The organism is Ruegeria sp. YKSF131, from assembly GCF_059612645.1.
This window is the reverse complement of sequence record NZ_JBXWQZ010000042.1, coordinates 1-19,140: the sequence shown is the minus strand read 5'-3', so window position 1 is coordinate 19,140 and position 19,140 is coordinate 1. Positions and strand designations below refer to the sequence as shown.

Here is a 19,140-nt window from a genome sequence, read left to right as displayed (position 1 = left end):
TTTCTATTTGGTTATTGGCGCACTTAGTCGCGCTCCACACACAGGGCGACACCCATGCCGCCGCCGATGCACAGAGTGGCCAGACCTTTCTTTGCGTCGCGGCGCTTCATTTCGAACAGCAGCGTGTTCAGAACGCGGCAACCTGATGCACCGATCGGGTGGCCGATGGCAATTGCGCCGCCGTTCACGTTCACAATCGACGGGTCCCAGCCCATGTCCTTGTTCACTGCGCAGGCTTGCGCCGCAAAGGCTTCGTTGGCTTCAACCAGGTCCAGATCGTCGACGGACCAACCTGCTTTTTCCAATGCCTTGCGCGAAGCGTAGATCGGGCCAACGCCCATGATCGACGGGTCCAGCCCGGCAGTTGCGTAGGACGCGATGCGAGCCAAAGGTTCGATTCCGCGCTTTTCTGCGTTTTGAGCCGACATCAACAGGGTCGCGGCGGCGCCGTCGTTCAGGCCCGAAGCGTTTGCAGCTGTGACCGATCCGTCCTTGGTAAAGGCGGGGCGCAGCTTTGCCATGGCTTCCATTGTAGCGCCGTGGCGGATGTATTCGTCCTTGTCCATCACGATGTCGCCCTTGCGGGTCTTGATGGTGAAGGGCACGATTTCGTCGACAAACTTGCCAGCTTTTTGCGCCGCCTCGGCCTTGTTCTGCGAAGCGACAGCGAATTCATCCTGCATGTCGCGGCTGATCTGCCATTTCTCGGCAACATTTTCCGCCGTCTGACCCATGTGATAGCCGTTGAAGGCATCCCACAGACCATCGCGGATCATGGTGTCGATATACTTCATATCGCCCATCTTGTGACCCGCGCGCAGGGCGGCGGCGTGGGGTGACAGGGTCATGTTCTCTTGGCCACCAGCGGCGACGATATCGGCATCGCCCAGCTGGATGTGCTGAGCGCCCAATGCGACGGCACGCAGGCCCGAGCCACAAACCTGGTTGATTCCCCAGGCGGCGCTTTCCTGCGGCAAACCGGCGTTGATATGCGCCTGCCGAGCCGGGTTCTGGCCCTGAGCCGCAGTCAGAACCTGACCCATGATGGTTTCACTGACTTCGCCTTTTTCAATCCCGGCGCGCTCGACAACTGCTTGCAGGACGGCCGCGCCCAGATCATGTGCGGGGGTGTTCGCAAACGAACCACTAAAGCTGCCAACACCTGTTCGTGCGGCGGATGCGATTACTACGTTGGTCATATGATCAGTCCTTTACCGTCATTATCTGGCGGAATGTCTGACGGCGCAGGCCGAGAGTTTCCCTCTCGAAACAAGAGCGCCCCGTTATCCCCCGCTCAAGTACTTCTGCAATAGCGTAATGCTGCACTTGCAGCAACGGGCAGCTTGTCTCAGCTTGGGAAATGGCGGAAAAATGTCGATCACCCACGGATCAACTTGCTGTTTTTGAACTTCTTTCCTGCTTCCACGGGGGTGAAACACTGGGCGCACCGAACAAAAAGCCCTGCATGCAATCCACGCCACTTGCAAGCAAAAATGCCGCATCCTTCTGTGTTTCGACCGATTCGGCAGTGACCAGAATTTCAAACTCACGCGCCACGGCAATCAAGGCCCGCACCAAAGCCTGGTTGTCGGGGCTGTCGCTGATACCCCTGATAAACTGACCATCGATCTTTGCGGCGTCGAACAGAAATTCGCGAAAGTGGCGGAAACTGAAGTTGCTGGCACCAAAGTCGTCCAGCGCAAAGGCGATGCCGCGATCCTGAAGGCGGTCCATGAAGTCGACCACCAATTCAGGCACCTGCATGGAAGAGCTTTCGGAGATTTCTAGGATCAGCCGTTCGCCCAGCTGCGGGTCCCGTTTCAGAAACCGGTCCAGTATACTGGACCAGTTGGAATAACCGATCGAGCGGGCGGACATGTTGATCGACAGGCGGATCTGGGGGTTCTTCACCAACGTGCGCAGACCAAGTTCCAACGCGACGCAGTCGAGATCACGTCCGATCGGGGTGTTTTCAACCTGCGGCATGAATTCGCGGGCGGGTATAACACGCCCTGTTTCATCCATCACGCGAATGAACCCTTCATAAAACGCGATGCCATGCGGCGGGTGCGCCTGAACAACTGGCTGAAAGGCCAACCGACATTGCTTGTGCTTCACAGCATCGGTTGCCATCTGAACCACCGAACGATCCCGTGTTGACACTGCTGCATTCAAAGGGGTGTCCAACCCTTCGGGAAGATTGGCGAGCTTTTTGTTTCCCATAGGCGCAGATTCTCTTGTGTCCGAAACAGGTGTTTTGACACAGTTTCGGGGCAAACAGATGAATCTGCGGTTAAAGCGTCAGAAGAAGTTGCTTAATGCGGTTTCAGCGCGCGGAATGTCCGGCACGGGCCAGTGATACCGCGGCTCCAAGAAGGGCTCCTGTCGCACCCAGAATCATCAGGACAAAACCCAGTGCGATCAGCGTGCCAACAAAGCTGCCGAGCGCGGCAAGCATGGCCAGCAACAGGCCAAATAACCCGACGAAGGTCGAAATGGTTGCCAAACGTTTCATGCCGCCCCTCGCTCAACTATGCGCCACATTCAATGACCGATATGGCGTGCAAAGGCTGGAGTTCAAGTCGTAGTGGGGCCTGACAGCTGTGTCAGGCCTGTTCCGCCTGTCCTTTCGGCAGGATCTTGTCGACCTGCTCAAATCCGGGCGTTCCCCGGTCCTCGGGGTGGCGAGCCAGGTGCTTAGCTTTTATCTGTTCCGAGTTGTCGCGGCTGCCGTCGTGGCTGTAACCCGGCGGTGCGAAACAATAGGCCAGACGTTGCCGCAGTGTCAGGCCGGGCTGCGTGGCGTCGTGCCAGATGCCGACCCATTCGTGAAACGCAACGCGCAAAGGGTTGAAGGTGCCGATATTGTGAACCAGCCCGTAATCGACCCGGTCGTTTTCCTGTTCAGGCACAAATGTCCCGAACATCTTGTCCCAGATGATGAAAACTCCGGCGTAATTGCAATCCAGATACCGTGCGTTTCGGCCATGATGCGCGCGATGATGGCTGGGGGTATTCATGACCGCCTCAAACCATCGGGGCATCTTGCCGATGGCCTCGGTGTGAATCCAGAACTGATAGATCAGGTTCAATCCGCCAACGAACAGAACCATGGCCGGATGGAAACCCAGCAGGATCAGCGGCGCGCGAACGACCATCATGAACGTAAAGGTATAGGTCCAAGTTTGCCGCAGCGCTGTGGTCAGATTGTAGTGCTGCGAGCTGTGGTGGTTGACATGGCTGGCCCAGACCCAGCGAATGCGATGCCCAAAACGATGTACCCAGTAATAGCGAAGATCATCCAGAACAAAGCACAGAATGATAACGGGAATTGACGTGCCAAGATCCAGAGGAGTGATCTGCCAAAGCCACATGAAAAACGCATAGGCGATAAAGCCCAGCAAAAAGCCCGACGCGATGTTCCCGGCCCCCATGATCAGCGAGGTCACCGCATCGCGCGTTTCATACCGACCGCCTTTGCCTTTGACTGCGATCCACAGGAATTCTGCCAGAATAGCAGCGATGAAAAACGGGACGGCCCATTGCACCGCATCGGGGAAGCTTACCTGGTCTGTCATGCGGGCCTCATCAAGTGTTGCCAGTGTTGGCGTTCGGTCTGGTCAAGGTGAAGGGTCGCGCGTGGGGTGCTGAAGTCGTGAAACCGAACTTCGATGCCATTGGCAGTCTCAAGCCAGTCGAAATCCTGGAGTTGCCGCGCAACGGTGTCGGCCCCGAAGGACCAGATCAACCCGGCCCCATTCTGTGTCCGCACCAGCGCCGCGTGACCGTCATGGGCGATTGTCACGCCGATCACCGTGTCATCGGGAAAATGCCGGAGCCACTGGCGTGGCGCCGTGTCCGGCGTCAGCACATGCAACCGCGACTTGCCTGTCAGATGCAGCAACAGCGTAATCCCGGCTATGCCCCCAACGACCAACACCAATAGAATTTCCAGCGGCATTCCGTCCTCCTTAGCGCAGAGTGCAAAGGAGTCGAAACACTGTCAAAGGTGGCGTCGCGTCAGCTGTGTTCCAAAACCAAGGCTTTGATCGCAGCCATCCGACAAGCAGGAATACTAGTCGGAGATCATGTAGGTTACTTGATCTCCCTTGCCTCTCTTGCGTACATCTTTGGTGGTAGCAGCATCGGTGGCCATCCAAAAAACACCCGCCATCGCGGCAACTCCTGCAATAGAATTCATCAAAAATCCTCCGAGTTGAATGCCCGGAGGAAATCAAGATTTGCTGATATTAAGGCTATTTCCTCAGTTTTCTGCGCCAACAAGCGTCGAGATAATCGCCTTCGCGCTATCCGAGTTCCATTCAGCATCACCGATCAGCCGCGCGATTTCCTGACCTTCGGGATTCAGAATGACCGTGATGGGCAACGCGATGATGCCAAACTCGCGCGCGGCAGCCGAGCTGAGGTCCTGATGACGCGGCAGGTTGGAGATGCCATTCTCTTCAAAGAACTTCTTGATCCCTGCTGGTGAGTTGCGGCCTGTGGCAAGGGTCAGGACCTGAAACTTGTCACCCCCAAACTCGTCCTGCAATTCGGCGATCTGCGGCATTTCTTTGCGGCAGGGGGCACACCAGGTGGCCCAGAAGTTCAGCAGAACATACTTACCCTCATAATCGGCCAGCGTGCCGACACCCCCGTCATCTTCCCGCTGAAACTCGATCACTTTTGCCGGTTTGGGCTCCTCGTGCAGGATCAGACGTTTCAGGCTGTCTTCCCGCAGAGGAGCCAGCGTTTCTGCATCGGTCGCAAAAGCGGCGTTTGCACCCAGCGCAAGGGCCATATAAAGGGGGATCAAACGAATTAGGCGCATATCAACTCCGGGTTTTCTTACATGACCGATCAATCCTCGAACCAGATGTGGGGCGGCCGCTTTGCCGCCGGTCCAGACGCGATCATGGAGGCGATCAATGCCTCGATCGGGTTCGATCAGCGGATGGCAGCCCAGGACATCGCAGGCTCGCGCGCCCATGCGGCCATGTTGGCTGCCACAGGCGTCATAAGTGATAGTGATGCGCAGGCCATTCGGGAAGGGCTGCTCACCGTTTTGTCAGAAATCCAGAGCGGCACGTTTCAGTTTTCGACCGCGCTGGAAGACATCCACATGAATGTCGAGGCGCGGCTGAAAGAGATCATTGGCGAGCCGGCAGGCCGTTTGCACACAGGGCGTTCGCGTAACGATCAGGTGGCGACGGATTTCAAACTGTGGGTCCGGGATCAGTTTGATGCGGCGGAGTCCGGTATTCTGGCCCTGATCCGCGCGCTTTTGGCGCAGGCCGAAGCAGGCGCCGATTGGGTCATGCCGGGCTTTACCCATCTGCAAACTGCGCAACCCGTAACTTGGGGGCATCACATGATGGCCTATGTCGAGATGTTTGGCCGCGACCTGAGCCGAGTCCGCGACGCCCGTGCCCGAATGAACGAATCCCCGTTGGGGGCTGCCGCGCTGGCAGGCACATCCTTCCCCATCGACCGCCATATGACAGCGCGGGCGTTGGGCTTTGATCGCCCCGCCGCCAACTCGCTGGATGCCGTCAGCGACCGCGATTTTGCATTGGAATTCCTGTCGACCGCCTCGATCTGCGCCTTGCACCTGTCGCGTTTTGCCGAGGAATTGGTGATCTGGTCTTCGGCCCAGTTCCGTTTCGTGTCCCTGTCCGACCGGTTTTCGACCGGCTCGTCGATCATGCCGCAGAAAAAGAACCCGGATGCAGCTGAACTGATCCGCGCCAAGGTTGGGCGCATCTATGGGGCCAACACCGCGCTGATGATGGTGATGAAGGGCCTGCCGCTGGCCTATTCAAAGGACATGCAGGAAGATAAGGAACAGGTCTTTGACGCCGCCGACAACTGGATGCTGGCGCTGGCGGCGATGGAAGGGATGGTCAAGGACATGACCGCCAACCACGACAGCCTTGCCGCCGCCGCCGGCTCGGGTTTCTCGACCGCGACGGATCTGGCCGACTGGCTGGTACGCGTGCTGGGCCTGCCGTTCCGGGATGCGCATCACGTCACCGGATCACTGGTGGCCATGGCCGAGGGTATGGGTTGTGACCTGCCCGACCTGACACTGGACGATATGCAATCGGTCCATGGTGAAATTTCGGATGACGTCTACTCTGTCCTTGGCGTCGACAATTCGGTAAACTCGCGCCAGTCCTACGGCGGTACCGCCCCCGATCAGGTGCGGGTCCAGATCGAACGATGGAAGGCAATGGTATGACGACCGCGCTACGTGCGATCCTGATTACGGTTTCCGGCCTGGTACTGGCCGGGTGCGGGGCTGATGGCGAGCCTGACCAACCAACTGCCCCTCAGCCCACGGTCAGTGCCACAATCGGGGTTGGATCAAGCGGTGCGTATGTCGGCGGAGGTGTCGGGCTAAGTCGCGGGCCGCTGGGCATTTATCTTGGATTCTGACCCCTTTGCGTGTTGCGCCTCCGGTCCTGACACCTCATGTTGCGCGCGCGTATCGATAACCTGTCACACAAAGGAATGGTATTGAGATGAGAATTCTGGGACTGGTTTGTGCACTTGCGGTTTTGGCGGCCTGTGAGCCTTCGTCAGCGCGACGCCCGGAACCTGCGGCCGAACCAAAACAATCGGGCACCGGCATTTCTATCTCGGGCTATGGCCGAGTTGGTGTTTCAACTCAAAACTAAACCGCGACCAAGGATACGGAATCCATTGATCCGAAGTCCTTTTATGGTCTAAGCGCGCAAGCATGGATCACTTTTTGTACCGCGACGGCGCGCTTTACGCCGAGGATGTCCCCGTCTCCGAAATTGCAGCCGCGGTTGGAACACCGTTCTACGTCTATTCCACGGCTACATTGTTGCGGCATTTCAAACTGTTCGATGACGCGTTGGACGGCACCGATCACCTGATCTGCTACGCGATGAAAGCGGCCAGCAATCAGGCGATCCTTAAGACATTGGCCCAAGCAGGCGCTGGGATGGACGTGGTCTCGGGCGGAGAATATCTGCGGGCGAAGGCGGCTGGTGTTCCCGGTGACAAAATCGTGTTCTCAGGTGTGGGGAAAACAGCGGACGAGATACGCATAGCGCTGAGCGGTGGCATTCGCCAGTTCAACGTCGAGTCCGAGCCCGAGATGGAAGTGATCAACGCCATTGCGCTTGAGCTTGGCGTAATCGCGCCGATCACCGTCAGGGTGAACCCGGATGTCGATGCCAGGACGCACGCTAAGATTGCCACCGGCAAGTCTGAGAACAAGTTTGGCATTCCGATTGCCCGTGCCTCGGAAGTTTACGCCCACGCCGCCAGCCTGCCGGGGCTGGAGGTGATCGGCATCGACGTTCATATTGGCTCGCAACTGACCGAACTTGAACCGTATGAGCTGGCCTACACAAAGGTGGCCGAGCTAACCGAACGACTCCGCTCTGAAGGTCACAACATTCGGCGTCTTGATCTGGGTGGCGGTCTGGGCATTCCTTACACCCGGTCGAACAACGCACCCCCATTGCCGATTGAATATGGTGCGCTGGTCAAGAAAACACTGAGCCATCTGGGCTGTGAGATCGAGATTGAGCCCGGACGCCTGATCGCGGGCAACGCCGGGATCATGGTCAGCAAGGTGATCTATGTGAAATCAGGCGAAGGTCGCGACTTTTTGATCCTTGATGGGGCGATGAACGACCTAATCCGCCCCGCAATGTACGAAGCTTACCACGATATCGTTTCGGTGCAGGAACCTGTCGCCGGTGTGGAACAGCGCCCTTACGACATTGTCGGTCCGGTCTGCGAATCCGGGGATACCTTTGCCAAGCAGCGCAATATGCCGCCGCTGAAATCGGGTGATCTGGTCGCATTTCGCAGCGCGGGTGCATACGGTGCGGTGATGTCCAGCGAATACAACACCCGCCCGTTGATCCCCGAAGTTCTGGTGAATGGCGATCAATTTGCAGTCATTCGTGAACGGCCAAGCTTTGACGAAATCATAAACCGCGATACCATACCATCGTGGCTTTGACGCGATAACCGCGCGGGCCCGTCCCGGAGGCCCGTCTTGACCAACAGAACGAACCTGCCCATTCCGCGCCTGTCCCTGTGGCTAACCCATCTCGGTATGGTGGCTGAACAGGTGCTGCGCGCGTTCTGGCCTGCGTTCTCGATTGTTCTGGCTTTGCTCGCCGCTCTGATGCTGGGGTTGCAGGATCATCTGCCCGTTGAAATTGTCTGGGGTGCTGGTGCGCTGTCGTTGATATCTTTTGGTGCAGCATCTGTCCGGGGTGTCACGAAATTCAAACTGCCGTCCCGCGCTGATGCGCTGGCGCGGCTGGATGAGGCTCTGCCCGGTCGACCGATTCAGGCTTTGCTCGATGATCAGGCAATCGGTGCCAACGATGGGGACTCGGTTGCCTTGTGGCAGGCGCACAAAGCCCGCATGGCACAGCGTGCGGCCACTGCTGAGGCTGTGAAACCAGATCTTCGGCTTGCGTCGCGCGACCCGTATGCGTTGCGCTATGCCGCTCTGCTGGCATTTGTTGTGGCGCTGATCTTTGGATCGTTGTGGCGTGTGGGTTCAGTGGCGGACATGACCCCGGGCACGGCCGTGGCTGGACAGGGTCCAACTTGGGAAGGATGGGTGGAACCCCCCAGATACACAGGTTTGCCGACCTTATATCTTGCCGACCAAACGGGGGCGGCGCTTTCTGTTCCCAAGGGCAGTCGCATCACCTTGAGACTGTACGGTGAGGTCGGCGCACATAGTCTGACCGAGAGCAGTTCTGCCAGCGGAACCGAGGCGGCAACAGACCCGGAACTGGAGTTTGTCGCCGAACGCTCGGGTCAGTTGCGCATAGATGGACCGGCGGGGCAGGACTGGTCGGTGCTGGTCATTGATGACGCGGCTCCGAAGATCGCGGTTTCCGGAACCGCCGAGTCTGAAGCGGGCGGGCAGATGAAGCTGCCATTTTCCGCCAGCGATGATTACGGCGTGGTTTCGGGCTTGGCCCGGATCGAGTTGGATCAGGCGGCGATTGACCGTCGGTACGGACTGGCGGTCGAGCCAGAGCCGCGCGAGGTGATCGAAATCGAATTACCCATGCCGATCACCGGTGACCGCGCAGATTTCACCGAAGACCTGATCGAGGATTTCTCGCAACATCCGTGGGCGCATCTGCCGGTCAGGATTACCTTGAGGGCAACAGATGCAGCGGATCAGCAAACGTCTTCGGATCCCTATGCGACGGCATTGCCAGCACGGCGCTTCTTTGATCCGCTGGCGGCAGCCGTGATTGAGCAAAGGCGCGACTTGCTTTGGTCGCGTTCCAATGCGCCTCGTGTCTCGCAAGTCCTGAGGGCTGTGTCGCACCGCCCTGAGGAACTGTTTCGTTCTGACACAGCCTATCTGCGTCTGCGGGTTGTTCTGCGGCGATTGGAAACTTTTCATCGATACGGGTTGAAACCCAAACAACAAGAGGAGATTGCACAGGCCCTGTGGGACCTTGCCGTACTGATCGAGGACGGGACGCTGGCGGATGCATTGGAACGAATGCGCCGCGCGCAGGAACGTCTGACCGAAGCGATGAAGAACGGGGCCAGCAATGAAGAAATAGCGGAGTTGATGCAGGAATTGCGCGAGGCGACGCAGGATTACCTGCAGCAATTACAACGGCTGGCACAGCAAAATGGTGAAGACGGCGAGCGTCAGCCCGGCCAGAATGGTGAATCTTTGCAAATGACGCAGGATGACCTGCAACGCATGATGGACCGTATTCAGGAACTGATGGAACAAGGTCGCATGGCCGAAGCTCAGCAGGCGCTGGAAGAATTCCAGCAGATGATGGAGAACATGCGTGTAACTCAGGGTCAGGGCCAAGGGCAGCAATCTGAAGGCCAGCAGGCCATGGAAGGTCTCGCCGAAACCCTGCGCGAACAGCAGGGTCTTAGCGATCAGGCCTTTCGTGATTTGCAGGAACAGTTCAACCCCGGCGCGCAATCAGGTGAAAGCCAAGGGAACGAAGGTCGCAACGGTGGTCAAGGTCGGGGGCAAAGCCACGAAGGGCAGGGCGGACAGGGTGAAGGTTCGGATCAGGCCGGAGACGGTGAGCAGGGGCAAGGTTCGCTCGCCGACCGACAGCAAGCGTTGAGAGACGAGCTGGGTCGCCAGCAACAAGGACTGCCCGGTGTCGGCACACCCGAAGGTGACGCCGCCCGCGAAGCGCTGGATCGGGCCGGGCGTGCCATGGACGAGGCCGAGCAGGCCCTGCGTGGCGATGATCTCGCCGAAGCTATCGACCGTCAGTCCGAAGCGATGGAAGCGTTGCGCGAAGGGATGCGGTCGCTGGGTGAAGCTATGGCGCAGGAACAGCAGAACCAACCGGGGCAGGGAACACAAGACGGCGACATGCAGGCCAACAACCGCGATCCGCTGGGCCGAAACCCGGGTGCTGCGGGTTCGATTTCAACCGACGAGAACCTGTTGCAAGGCGAAGATGTCTATCGCCGGGCCCGCGAGTTGCTGGATGAAATCCGTCGCCGGACCGGTGAAACAGACCGTCCCCAGATCGAGTTGGAATACCTCAAGCGGTTGCTGGAGCGGTTCTAGCTCTCAGTTCTGCGCTCCAGATCCTGCCTGAGTTTCGAGCCAGATTCGCGCCTGATCCACCAGCGACACATATGAGCTGAGCAGCGGATCGGCCTGCGGTACAGCCTCGCTGATTTGGCGGGCATTCCCGTAGATCAGGTACAGAACCACGCCGATGATCAGCATCAGCGCAAAACCACGCAAGAACCCACCGGACTTGCGGGGCGCCTGCGCCACATCTTCTGCGGGGTCGGACCGCATGCTCGAGTTGATGGCATCGACATCCGGCAGTGCATCCTTTTGCCCGGCATCAACGGCGGTTTCCGAAGTTGCAGGGCGTTTGGGCCTGACCTTTGGCTCTGGTGGGGCTTCTAGGCCCAGATCGGGCTGGCTTTCCAGGCCGCCGCCTTCCTGCGCGCGCAACTCTGCTTCTCGTGCGGCTTCTTCTTTCAGGATACTGGCGACTGATGGGGCAACATTTCCTGTGGATGCAGCAGGTTTTTCAACCTCTGGCGCTGTTTTTTCTGCGGGCTCGGCGTCCTTCTGGGCCTCGACCTCGGTGTCAGGTGTATCTGCCACAACAGGCTTGTCCTCGGGCGCGTTCGGTTCAACCGTCGGCTCGGATGGATGCTTGGCCTGAAACCAGGTTTGATCGCAGTTCGAACACTGCACGTCGCGGCCTTCCTCGGGGATGACCTCGTCAGGAACTTCGTACTGCGCAGTGCAATTCGGACATGTAAGACGCATACTGCCTCCTCGACCGGGTGAAGGGCCGATAATAGTTTTTTCAGGGATGATATTCCGTTAAGACCCAACAGCAAAGGGCGTTTTCGGTTTCATAGGTCAAGTGTCACCAATTGGACTCGGTAGAGCCATTGAAACCGTCGCCCTGCTCGGGCAAGAAGAGCGGCAAAATATTGGGGGCACGTGTGATCGAGCTGGAAAATGTCAGCTATACCTACGGTGGCGGCGAGTTGCTGAGCGATGTCTCGGTTCAATTACAGCCAGGGTCGTTCCATTTTCTGACCGGGCCGTCGGGGGCGGGCAAGACGACATTGCTCAAGTTGTGTTACGGGGCGCTGTTGCCGACCTCAGGGCGTCTTAGCGTGTTTGATCAGGACGTCTCGACCCTTGATCGGGATCAGCTGGCCGTGCTGCGCCGCCGTGTCGGCGTTGTGCATCAGGATTGCCAGTTTCTTGACCATATGACGCTTGCTGAAAATGTCGCCTTGCCACTGATGGTGTCCGGGCGCGGGGAATCGTCCGGGCAAGACAATCTGACCGAACTGCTTAGCTGGGTGGGGCTTGGTGCACGTCTCGAAGCACGGCCACCGGAATTATCCGGCGGTGAACGTCAACGAGCAGCTCTGGCGCGTGCCGTCATCCTGTCGCCCGATGTCATATTGGCGGATGAACCCACGGGCAATATCGATTGGGAGATGTCGCAACGTTTGCTGCACCTGCTGGTTGAGCTGAACCGCATGGGAAAGACCGTTCTGATTGCCACCCATGACCTGAGCCTGATCCGAGCTGCAAAAAGCCATGTTCAGGCGCGTGTTTTGCGGATTTCGCAGCGAAAGCTGCATCTGGCGGGGGCAGACCTGTGACTGGGGCTGATATCCGAAACCTGCTGCGCGGCGATACCCGTGCTGACCGCGTTGTTCCGCCAACCGGCTACACCGCCCACCTGACCCTGTTTGTCGCTGGTGCCATGGCATTTCTTGCTGTTTTCGCTTTGGCTTTGTCCCTCGCCTCTGGCCGCATCGCGGATCGGTGGGCTTCGGAACTGGCGGGCGCCGTAACCTTACGCATCAATGCACCGGCCGAGCAGCTTGCTGCCCAAACAGAAGCGGCATTGACCGTCCTCAGCCAGACACCCGGTGTCGCGTCTGCCCGTGCGCTTAGCGCAGATGAACAAGCCGCGTTGCTGTCACCTTGGTTCGGGCCGGACCTGCCGTTGGATACTTTGCCAATCCCGCAGCTGATAGAGATCATCGAGGGTGAACCGGGGCTGGATGCAATCGGACTGCGATTGCGATTGGGGGCCGAGGTGCCCGGCGCGGTTCTTGATGATCACACGCGATGGCGCGAACCGCTGGTCGATGCTGCGATGTCCCTGCGTCGTCTGGGGTGGATATCAATCCTGCTGATCGGTGGCGCGACCGCTGCGATGATCACTCTTGCGGCCAACGCATCACTCGCGGCCAATGCGCAGATTATCGAAGTTCTGCGATTGGTTGGCGCGCAGGATGGTTTCATCGCAGGTGCTTTTGTACGGCGGTTTACCTATCGCGCGTTTTTCGGCGCCTCGGTTGGGACCCTTCTGGGAATGACAGGTGTCTTGCTTTTGCCCGAAGCTTCGGATGCGGGTGGATTTCTGACCGGAGTTGGATTTCAGGGTAAAGACTGGGTGTTGCCGGTTCTTATCCCCGTCCTTGGGGCAGCCGTTGCCTTTGTTGCCACATGGGCCGCAGCCCGACGCAAGTTGAAGGAGCTTTCCTGATGTTGATGGCAATTCAGTGGGTTCGTTCCCTCATCTTCATGATTGTAATCTATGCCTGGATGCTGGTCCTTGGCATCGCGTTTCTGCCTTATGCGCTGTTTTCCAGAAACGGTGCGCTGAAAGCGTGTAAAACCTACGCCAAAAGCACCATGTGGCTGGCCCGGTGGATGGTTGGTATCCGTTGCGAGGTGCGGGGCAATGCCCCGACGAATGAAGTGGTCATCGGGGCCAAACATCAGTCGTTTCTTGATATCATCATGATTTTCGACGCCATTCCGCACGGCAAGTTTATCATGAAGCGCGAGCTGTTGTTCACACCCGTTATTGGCATGTATGCGCGACGCCTTGGCTGTATCCCGGTCAATCGAGGCAAGCGCGGTGCGGCTGTGGCAAAAATGGTCAAGGACGTCTCAAAAGAGTTTTCTGAACCTGGACAGCTGGTAATCTATCCGCAGGGCACGCGTGTGGCGCCGGGCGCAAAGAAACCCTACAAGGTTGGTACGGCGATTCTGTATGAAGGCCTTGGTTTTCCGTGCGTTCCGGTTGCGACGAATGCTGGCGTGTTCTGGCCCCGCACAGGCGTTTTGCGTAAACCCGGCCTTGCCATTGTAGATTTTCTGGAGCCGATCAAACCGGGTGTTGCCCGCGATGAGTTCCTCGCGCGGTTGGAGAAAGTGATTGAAACACGCTCGAACGAGTTGATGCGCGAAGTGGGGTTTGATCCTGATGGAATTCATTGAAAAAGTAGAAGCTCTCGAGGCGTTGTACGGAACGCCAGGTGCTGCTTCGTTACGAAAGGTCGTTCGACACTTAACTCCGCTCTATCGCAAGTGGATTGAAGCCTCGCGTCTTTGCATTCTCAGTACAGTTGGTCCCGAGGGGGTGGACGGAAGCCCACGCGGGGACGATGGTGCTGTTGTGCGCGAATTGAACCAAAAAACACTGGCGCTGCCTGACTGGCGGGGAAACAACCGCCTGGACAGCTTGCGTAACATCGTTCGGGACCCGCGCGTTTCGCTGATGTTCTTTGTGCCGGGCTCTGACAATGTCGTTCGGGTGAACGGAACGGCCCGATTGACCGCAGACGCGGCATTGCGCAACCAGTTCGAAAAGGCTGGCAAGGTTCCGGCGACGGTTATCGTTGTGCAGATTGATGAAATTTACAGCCAGTGCGCGCGTGCACTGATACGCGCCCGAACTTGGACTTGTGGCGACGAAAGCAAGGACCTTCCGACGATTGGGCAGCTTCTGTCCGAGGCGTCAGAAGGTGAAGAGGGCGGCGCGCAATATGACAAAGACTGGGCTGCACGCGCCGCCAAAACAATGTGGTAGGTAACGGACGGCTGTTCAGTCAAGCTGCGGCGGCTCCGATTCTGGACACCTTTTTGATCCAGCGATCAACGCTGCCCGGTTTGGGATAGCTTGCGCCTGAAAAGTACGTAAACCGCGTTGGTTTGAAGCCAACAAACCCGAGGATCTGGCCGCGAACCTGCCGAATAAGCGCTTGCCTGTACATCAGACGCATGAACCAGCCGGGCGTATCTGAGGTCAGGATAACGCGCGCGGTGCGTCCGGTCAGCATCGGGGCTGGCAGGCCGGCCATCGTCGTGTTGCGGGTGTCGAATGTCCGTCCAGGTATGAACATCCGGTCAATCAATCCTTTGAGTTTTGCAGGCAGCCCGCCCCACCACATAGGTGTGGTCAGGACCAAATGATCGCTCCATTCGAAGTCCTGCAACACGTGTTCCAGAACCGGTTCAAGCGGCTTGAAGTCGTGATAGTTGCCCTGACCGAAATCAAAATCGAACTGTAGGTCGCTCAGATGGACTATCCGGACGTCATGTCCGTTTTTGCGGGCTGCCTCGCCATAGGTTTCTGCGAATGTGCGTGACAAGCTGCTTTCTGCAGGATGTCCATCGAGGATGAGGATTTTCTTGGGGTGCATTGTAGTTCTCCTAAAAATGACCGTGGTCAGTTTATAGAATCAAAAAATGACCACGGTCAATATAAAATTTGACCACGGTCAAAAAATGTGCGATTGGGCGTTATGCAAAAAACGATCCAGAAACGTACCATCAAGACCCGCGCCAAGCTTCTCTCAGCTGCGGAAGAGGTTATCCGACACGGCGGATATGAAGCTTTGCGGGTGGATGAAGTTGTAAAGGCCGCGGGTGTTGCCAAGGGGACCTTCTTTGCGCATTTCCGCGACAAGGACGCGCTGATGGAAATCTTGATAGCGGACAAGCTGAATGCGTGTCTGGATCTGGCCCAATCCGGAACTCCACCCAAAACGGTACCAGAGATCATCGCTTCGCTGGAACCGGTCCACGAATTCATGACGTCCGAACGGTACGTGTTCGATCTGTTGATCAGATACTCGGGGGCAACGGCTATCGCAGATATTGGGCCGATTGCCTATTGTTTTGAACGATATTTTCGGGTCGTGATGATGTGGCTTGAAACCGCAGAGGTGCGCAAGGATGTACCATCTGAGCTGTTGGCAGAAGGCGTGCAGGCCTTTGCCATTCAGGCCATGTCCTTACAATATTGCGCGCTGCATTCAGCGACAACGTTCACAGACAGACTGGAAACATATCTGGATGCATGGCTGACCCCGGCAAGCTGATCGCCGCCGGGGTCAGGGGTGTTAGCTGTGGATCGGGCCGTCTCCGCAGGCCAGGGCAGCCTCGCGCACCGCTTCTGAATACGTCGGATGCGCGTGGCAGGTGAGCGCCAGATCCTCGGCAGAAGCACCGAATTCCATTGCCACACAAACTTCGTGGATCAGATCGCCCGCGCCGGGGCCGATGATATGGGCACCCAGGATGCGATCGGTTTCCTTGTCGGCCAGAATCTTGACGAACCCGTCTGCCGCAAAATTCGCCTTGGCACGCCCATTGCCCATAAACATGAACTTGCCGACCTTATAGGCACGACCCTGTTCTTTGAGCGTCGCTTCGGTTTCACCGACATTGGCGACTTCGGGCCAGGTGTAGATCACGCCCGGAATCACGCCATAGTTGACATGACCGTGCTTGCCTGCAACCTGCTCGGCTGCGGCCATGCCTTCGTCTTCGGCCTTGTGCGCCAGCATCGGGCCTTCGGTCACGTCGCCAATTGCATAGATGCCCGGCACGTTGGTCTGCCAGTCGGCACCAACCTTGATCTGACCACGCGGTGTCATCTCGATGCCCAGAGCGTCCAGTCCCAGACCATCCGAATAGGGTTTGCGGCCTGTGGCAACCAGCACAGTGTCGGCGTCGATCACATGTTCACTGTCGTCTTTGAGCAGCTTGTAAGTAACTTTGGCCTTGGTCTTGGTCGCTTCGGTTTTCTGCACCGCCGCGCCCATGACAAATGTCAGGCCCTGTTTCTTGAGAATGCGCTGGAAGGTTTTTTGCACCTCTGGGTCCATGCCCGGCGTGATCTCCTTGAGGAACTCGATCACGGTAACTTCAGCGCCCAGGCGGCTGTAAACCGATCCCAGCTCCAGACCGATCACACCCGCGCCGATCACAACCATTTTCTTCGGGATCTTGTTCAGTGACAAAGCACCGGTCGAGGTCACGACAACTTTCTCATCAACTTCAACACCGGGCAGGGAAGATGGTTCCGACCCGGATGCGATGATAATGTTCTTGGTCACGTGGACTTCATCACCCACTTTTACCTGACCTTCGGCAGGGATTGATCCCCAACCTTTCAGCCAGTCGATCTTGTTCTTTTTGAACAGGAATTCGATGCCCTTGGTGTTGCCGTCGATGACTTCGTCCTTGTAGGCCTGCATCTGCTTCCAATCGACCGAAGGCGCTTTGCCCTTCAGGCCCATCTTGGCAAAGTTATGCTCGGCCTCGTGCAGCTGATGGCTGGCATGTAGCAGCGCCTTAGAGGGAATGCAGCCCACGTTCAGGCAAGTGCCACCCAGTGTTTCGCGCCCTTCGACCACGGCGGTTTTCAAACCCAGTTGAGCGCAGCGGATCGCGCAGACATAGCCGCCGGGTCCGGCGCCGATTACGATGACGTCATAATTTGCCATTACATTCTCCTAAATCGACCGGACGATCCGGCGCTTCCCCGGCCCGATTTGGCGGGTCGGAAATAGTCTTTGTCAAACAGGTTCCAGCAGCTTGATCGAGATATGGGCAATTCCGCCCCGCTCGTGATGCATCGCCAATTCTTCGGAACCAAAGAAGGCTTTGGCCTTGTCCAGGTTTGTAACCTCGAACATCGCGATGGCGTGGTCCTTTTGGTCGGGGTCGCGCCAGACATGAAGGTCGCGGATACCCGCGGCCTTGCGCATCGGTTTGTCCTCGCGGAACACTTTCAGCCAAGCATTGAAATCGGCCACATCGGCCTGCCAGAGGACATGCGTTGCCATGCTTACAGGTCCATCAGCAGGCGGCGCGGGTCTTCCAGCGCCTCTTTCACACGGACGAGGAAGGTCACGGCACCTTTGCCATCGACGATCCGGTGGTCATAGGACAGGGCCAGATACATCATCGGGCGGATCTTGATCTCACCATTGATGACCATCGGACGGTCCTGGATCTTGTGCATGCCCAGAATACCCGACTGCGGGGGGTTCAGGATCGGCGAGGACATCAGCGAGCCATAGACACCACCATTCGAGATGGTGAAGGTGCCACCCTGCATCTCAGCCATGCTCAGCTTGCCGTCACGGGCGCGCTTGCCCTTTTCGGCGATGGCTTTTTCGATCGCGGCAAAGGACATGCTGTCCGCATCGCGGATGACAGGCACGACCAGACCCTGCGGCGTACCGGCGGCGACGCCCATATGCACGAAGTTCTTGTAGACGATGTCGGTCCCATCAATCTCGGCATTGACCTCGGGCACTTCTTTCAGGGCATGGCAGCAGGCCTTGGTGAAGAAGGACATAAAGCCCAGCCTTACGCCGTGCTTCTTCTCGAACTGGTCCTTGTACTGATTGCGCAGGGCCATGACCTCGGTCATGTCCACCTCGTTGTAGGTGGTCAGGATCGCGGCTGTGTTCTGTGCATCTTTCAGACGCTTGGCGATTGTCTGACGCAGGCGGGTCATCCGCACGCGTTCTTCGCGTGCCTCGTCCTCGGCAGCCACAGGGGCGCGCGGGGCTTGGGCCACAGGGGTGGGGGCAGCCGCCACAGGTGCCGGGGCCGAAACTGCTGCAACGGCTTTGGCCACGTCCTCCTTCATGATGCGACCGTCGCGGCCTGTTCCGGTGACCTGATCAGCTGACAGTCCGGCTTCGGCCATTGCCTTCTGGGCTGACGGCGCGTTTGCGATGTCTTTTCCTGTGCTGGTTGCTGCGGGCGCAGCCGCCGCTGCCTGGGCCGGCGCGGCTGTTGCACCAGCGGCTGCTCCGGAGATGACAGCCAGCTTGGCAGCCGCATCCACGGTCGAACCTTCTGGAGCAACGATTTCTGCAAGAACACCCGAAGTCGGTGCGGGAACTTCAACCGAGACTTTATCGGTTTCCAATTCGCACAGCATCTCGTCCTGCGCGACGTTGTCGCCAACCTTTTTGAACCAGGTCGAAACGGTTGCTTCTGTCACAGATTCACCAAGTGTCGGCACCATCACGTCAACCGACCCGGCCGATGCGGCAGGTGCCGCTGCCGGAGCTGCAGCTGGCGCTGCGCCTTCTCCAGCCGCAATCGTTGCCAGCAAGGCATCAACACCGACGGTTTCGCCTTCGGCTGCCACGATTTCACCCATTACACCCGCTGCGGGTGAAGGAACCTCGACGGTGACCTTGTCTGTCTCCAGCTCACACAGCATCTCATCCATGGCGACCGCATCACCGGGCTTTTTGAACCAGGTTGCAACTGTGGCTTCGGTGACCGATTCGCCAAGCGTGGGAACACGAACTTCAATCGTCATCGCTTACTTTCCTTCAATGCTCAGCGCTTCGTTTACCAGCGCTTCTTGTTGGGCTTTGTGTTGGCTGGCCAGCCCCGTTGCGGGCGAGGCCGATGTGGCGCGACCGGCATAGGTCGGGCGCGTGTGTTTTGCATCGATACGGGACAGGACCCATTCAATGTTGGGTTCAATAAAGGTCCACGCACCTTGG

At 58.0% G+C, this 19,140-nt stretch carries 22 protein-coding genes; 9 read left to right on the top strand and 13 right to left on the bottom strand.

The genetic code is table 11. From position 1 onward, the window contains the following. Positions 1-23: 23 nt before the first annotated feature. From AC2FLZ_RS14695 to AC2FLZ_RS14665, 7 genes are all read right to left on the bottom strand, one after another. Complete coding sequence (locus AC2FLZ_RS14695; protein ID WP_480554223.1) at positions 24-1,199, bottom strand: acetyl-CoA C-acetyltransferase; 1,176 nt, start codon at positions 1,197-1,199, stop codon at positions 24-26. A gap of 190 nt (positions 1,200-1,389) precedes the next feature. Continuing rightward, a complete protein-coding gene (locus AC2FLZ_RS14690) occupies positions 1,390-2,223 on the bottom strand; it encodes an EAL domain-containing protein (RefSeq protein ID WP_496882342.1) in 834 nt (277 codons plus the stop codon). Between the two features lie 103 nt (positions 2,224-2,326). Next, positions 2,327-2,515, bottom strand: a complete 189-nt coding sequence (locus tag AC2FLZ_RS14685) for a hypothetical protein (RefSeq protein WP_480475045.1) — start codon at positions 2,513-2,515, stop codon at positions 2,327-2,329. A 91-nt stretch (positions 2,516-2,606) separates the two neighbouring features. Next, positions 2,607-3,578, bottom strand: a complete 972-nt coding sequence (locus tag AC2FLZ_RS14680) for a sterol desaturase family protein (protein WP_209506579.1) — start codon at positions 3,576-3,578, stop codon at positions 2,607-2,609. Further along, on the bottom strand, positions 3,575-3,961 hold the full coding sequence (locus tag AC2FLZ_RS14675; protein WP_480554221.1) for a hypothetical protein: 387 nt from the start codon (positions 3,959-3,961) through the stop codon (positions 3,575-3,577). Before AC2FLZ_RS14675 ends, AC2FLZ_RS14680 begins: the two co-directional genes overlap by 4 nt. A 114-nt stretch (positions 3,962-4,075) precedes the next feature. Then, entirely contained in the window at positions 4,076-4,201 is a 126-nt protein-coding gene (locus AC2FLZ_RS14670; RefSeq protein WP_480554220.1) for a hypothetical protein, read from the bottom strand. Between the two features lie 63 nt (positions 4,202-4,264). Beyond that, positions 4,265-4,831 carry a TlpA family protein disulfide reductase gene (locus AC2FLZ_RS14665; RefSeq protein WP_480554219.1) on the bottom strand — a complete coding sequence of 189 codons (567 nt, stop codon included), beginning with the start codon at positions 4,829-4,831 and terminating at the stop codon, positions 4,265-4,267. A gap of 21 nt (positions 4,832-4,852) precedes the next feature. Here AC2FLZ_RS14665 and argH point away from each other — a divergent pair, with 21 nt between their 5' ends. From argH to AC2FLZ_RS14645, 4 genes are all read left to right on the top strand, one after another. Further along, positions 4,853-6,241 (top strand): argininosuccinate lyase, encoded by a 1,389-nt coding sequence (gene argH, locus AC2FLZ_RS14660; RefSeq protein WP_496882341.1) that lies wholly within the window; start codon positions 4,853-4,855, stop codon positions 6,239-6,241. After that, complete coding sequence (locus AC2FLZ_RS14655) at positions 6,238-6,438, top strand: argininosuccinate lyase (protein WP_480475057.1); 201 nt, start codon at positions 6,238-6,240, stop codon at positions 6,436-6,438. The genes argH and AC2FLZ_RS14655 overlap by 4 nt, the downstream gene beginning before the upstream one ends. 304 nt (positions 6,439-6,742) lie before the next feature. Further along, complete coding sequence (gene lysA / locus AC2FLZ_RS14650) at positions 6,743-8,008, top strand: diaminopimelate decarboxylase (protein ID WP_496808309.1); 1,266 nt, start codon at positions 6,743-6,745, stop codon at positions 8,006-8,008. A gap of 96 nt (positions 8,009-8,104) precedes the next feature. After that, entirely contained in the window at positions 8,105-10,588 is a 2,484-nt protein-coding gene (locus tag AC2FLZ_RS14645; RefSeq protein WP_496882347.1) for a TIGR02302 family protein, read from the top strand. A 3-nt stretch (positions 10,589-10,591) separates the two neighbouring features. On the opposite strand, the gene AC2FLZ_RS14640 is transcribed toward AC2FLZ_RS14645, so the two are convergent. Beyond that, the gene (locus AC2FLZ_RS14640) at positions 10,592-11,314 is read right to left on the bottom strand and encodes a zinc-ribbon domain-containing protein (protein ID WP_480475061.1); all 723 of its coding nucleotides are present in this window, start codon (positions 11,312-11,314) and stop codon (positions 10,592-10,594) included. A gap of 182 nt (positions 11,315-11,496) precedes the next feature. On the opposite strand from AC2FLZ_RS14640, the gene AC2FLZ_RS14635 reads away from it, so the two are divergent. Genes AC2FLZ_RS14635 through AC2FLZ_RS14620 form a run of 4 tightly spaced genes read left to right on the top strand, consistent with a single transcriptional unit; the run spans position 11,497 to position 14,402 of the window. Continuing rightward, a complete protein-coding gene (locus tag AC2FLZ_RS14635) occupies positions 11,497-12,174 on the top strand; it encodes a cell division ATP-binding protein FtsE (protein ID WP_480476894.1) in 678 nt (225 codons plus the stop codon). After that, entirely contained in the window at positions 12,171-13,070 is a 900-nt protein-coding gene (locus AC2FLZ_RS14630; protein ID WP_480475063.1) for a cell division protein FtsX, read from the top strand. Before AC2FLZ_RS14635 ends, AC2FLZ_RS14630 begins: the two co-directional genes overlap by 4 nt. Beyond that, a complete protein-coding gene (locus AC2FLZ_RS14625) occupies positions 13,070-13,810 on the top strand; it encodes a lysophospholipid acyltransferase family protein (protein WP_496808308.1) in 741 nt (246 codons plus the stop codon). Before AC2FLZ_RS14630 ends, AC2FLZ_RS14625 begins: the two co-directional genes overlap by 1 nt. Then, positions 13,797-14,402 carry a pyridoxamine 5'-phosphate oxidase family protein gene (locus AC2FLZ_RS14620; RefSeq protein WP_480475066.1) on the top strand — a complete coding sequence of 202 codons (606 nt, stop codon included), beginning with the start codon at positions 13,797-13,799 and terminating at the stop codon, positions 14,400-14,402. The genes AC2FLZ_RS14625 and AC2FLZ_RS14620 overlap by 14 nt, the downstream gene beginning before the upstream one ends. A gap of 19 nt (positions 14,403-14,421) precedes the next feature. On the opposite strand, the gene AC2FLZ_RS14615 is transcribed toward AC2FLZ_RS14620, so the two are convergent. Beyond that, positions 14,422-15,015 carry an NAD(P)H-dependent oxidoreductase gene (locus tag AC2FLZ_RS14615; RefSeq protein WP_480518435.1) on the bottom strand — a complete coding sequence of 198 codons (594 nt, stop codon included), beginning with the start codon at positions 15,013-15,015 and terminating at the stop codon, positions 14,422-14,424. 102 nt (positions 15,016-15,117) lie between these two features. Between AC2FLZ_RS14615 and AC2FLZ_RS14610 the strand changes: the two genes are divergently transcribed. Next, complete coding sequence (locus AC2FLZ_RS14610; protein ID WP_480475070.1) at positions 15,118-15,696, top strand: TetR/AcrR family transcriptional regulator; 579 nt, start codon at positions 15,118-15,120, stop codon at positions 15,694-15,696. Positions 15,697-15,717: 21 nt separating this feature from the next. Here AC2FLZ_RS14610 and lpdA read toward each other — a convergent pair whose 3' ends face one another. The 4 genes from lpdA to AC2FLZ_RS14590 form a co-directional block, all read right to left on the bottom strand. Further along, entirely contained in the window at positions 15,718-17,106 is a 1,389-nt protein-coding gene (gene lpdA, locus AC2FLZ_RS14605; RefSeq protein WP_480554216.1) for a dihydrolipoyl dehydrogenase, read from the bottom strand. A 72-nt stretch (positions 17,107-17,178) separates the two neighbouring features. Further along, the gene (locus AC2FLZ_RS14600) at positions 17,179-17,448 is read right to left on the bottom strand and encodes a hypothetical protein (protein WP_480483134.1); all 270 of its coding nucleotides are present in this window, start codon (positions 17,446-17,448) and stop codon (positions 17,179-17,181) included. A gap of 2 nt (positions 17,449-17,450) precedes the next feature. Beyond that, complete coding sequence (gene odhB, locus AC2FLZ_RS14595; protein ID WP_480518439.1) at positions 17,451-18,950, bottom strand: 2-oxoglutarate dehydrogenase complex dihydrolipoyllysine-residue succinyltransferase; 1,500 nt, start codon at positions 18,948-18,950, stop codon at positions 17,451-17,453. A gap of 3 nt (positions 18,951-18,953) precedes the next feature. Beyond that, a partial coding sequence (locus tag AC2FLZ_RS14590) for a hypothetical protein (protein ID WP_496882340.1) occupies positions 18,954-19,140 on the bottom strand: 187 nt, incomplete at its 5' end.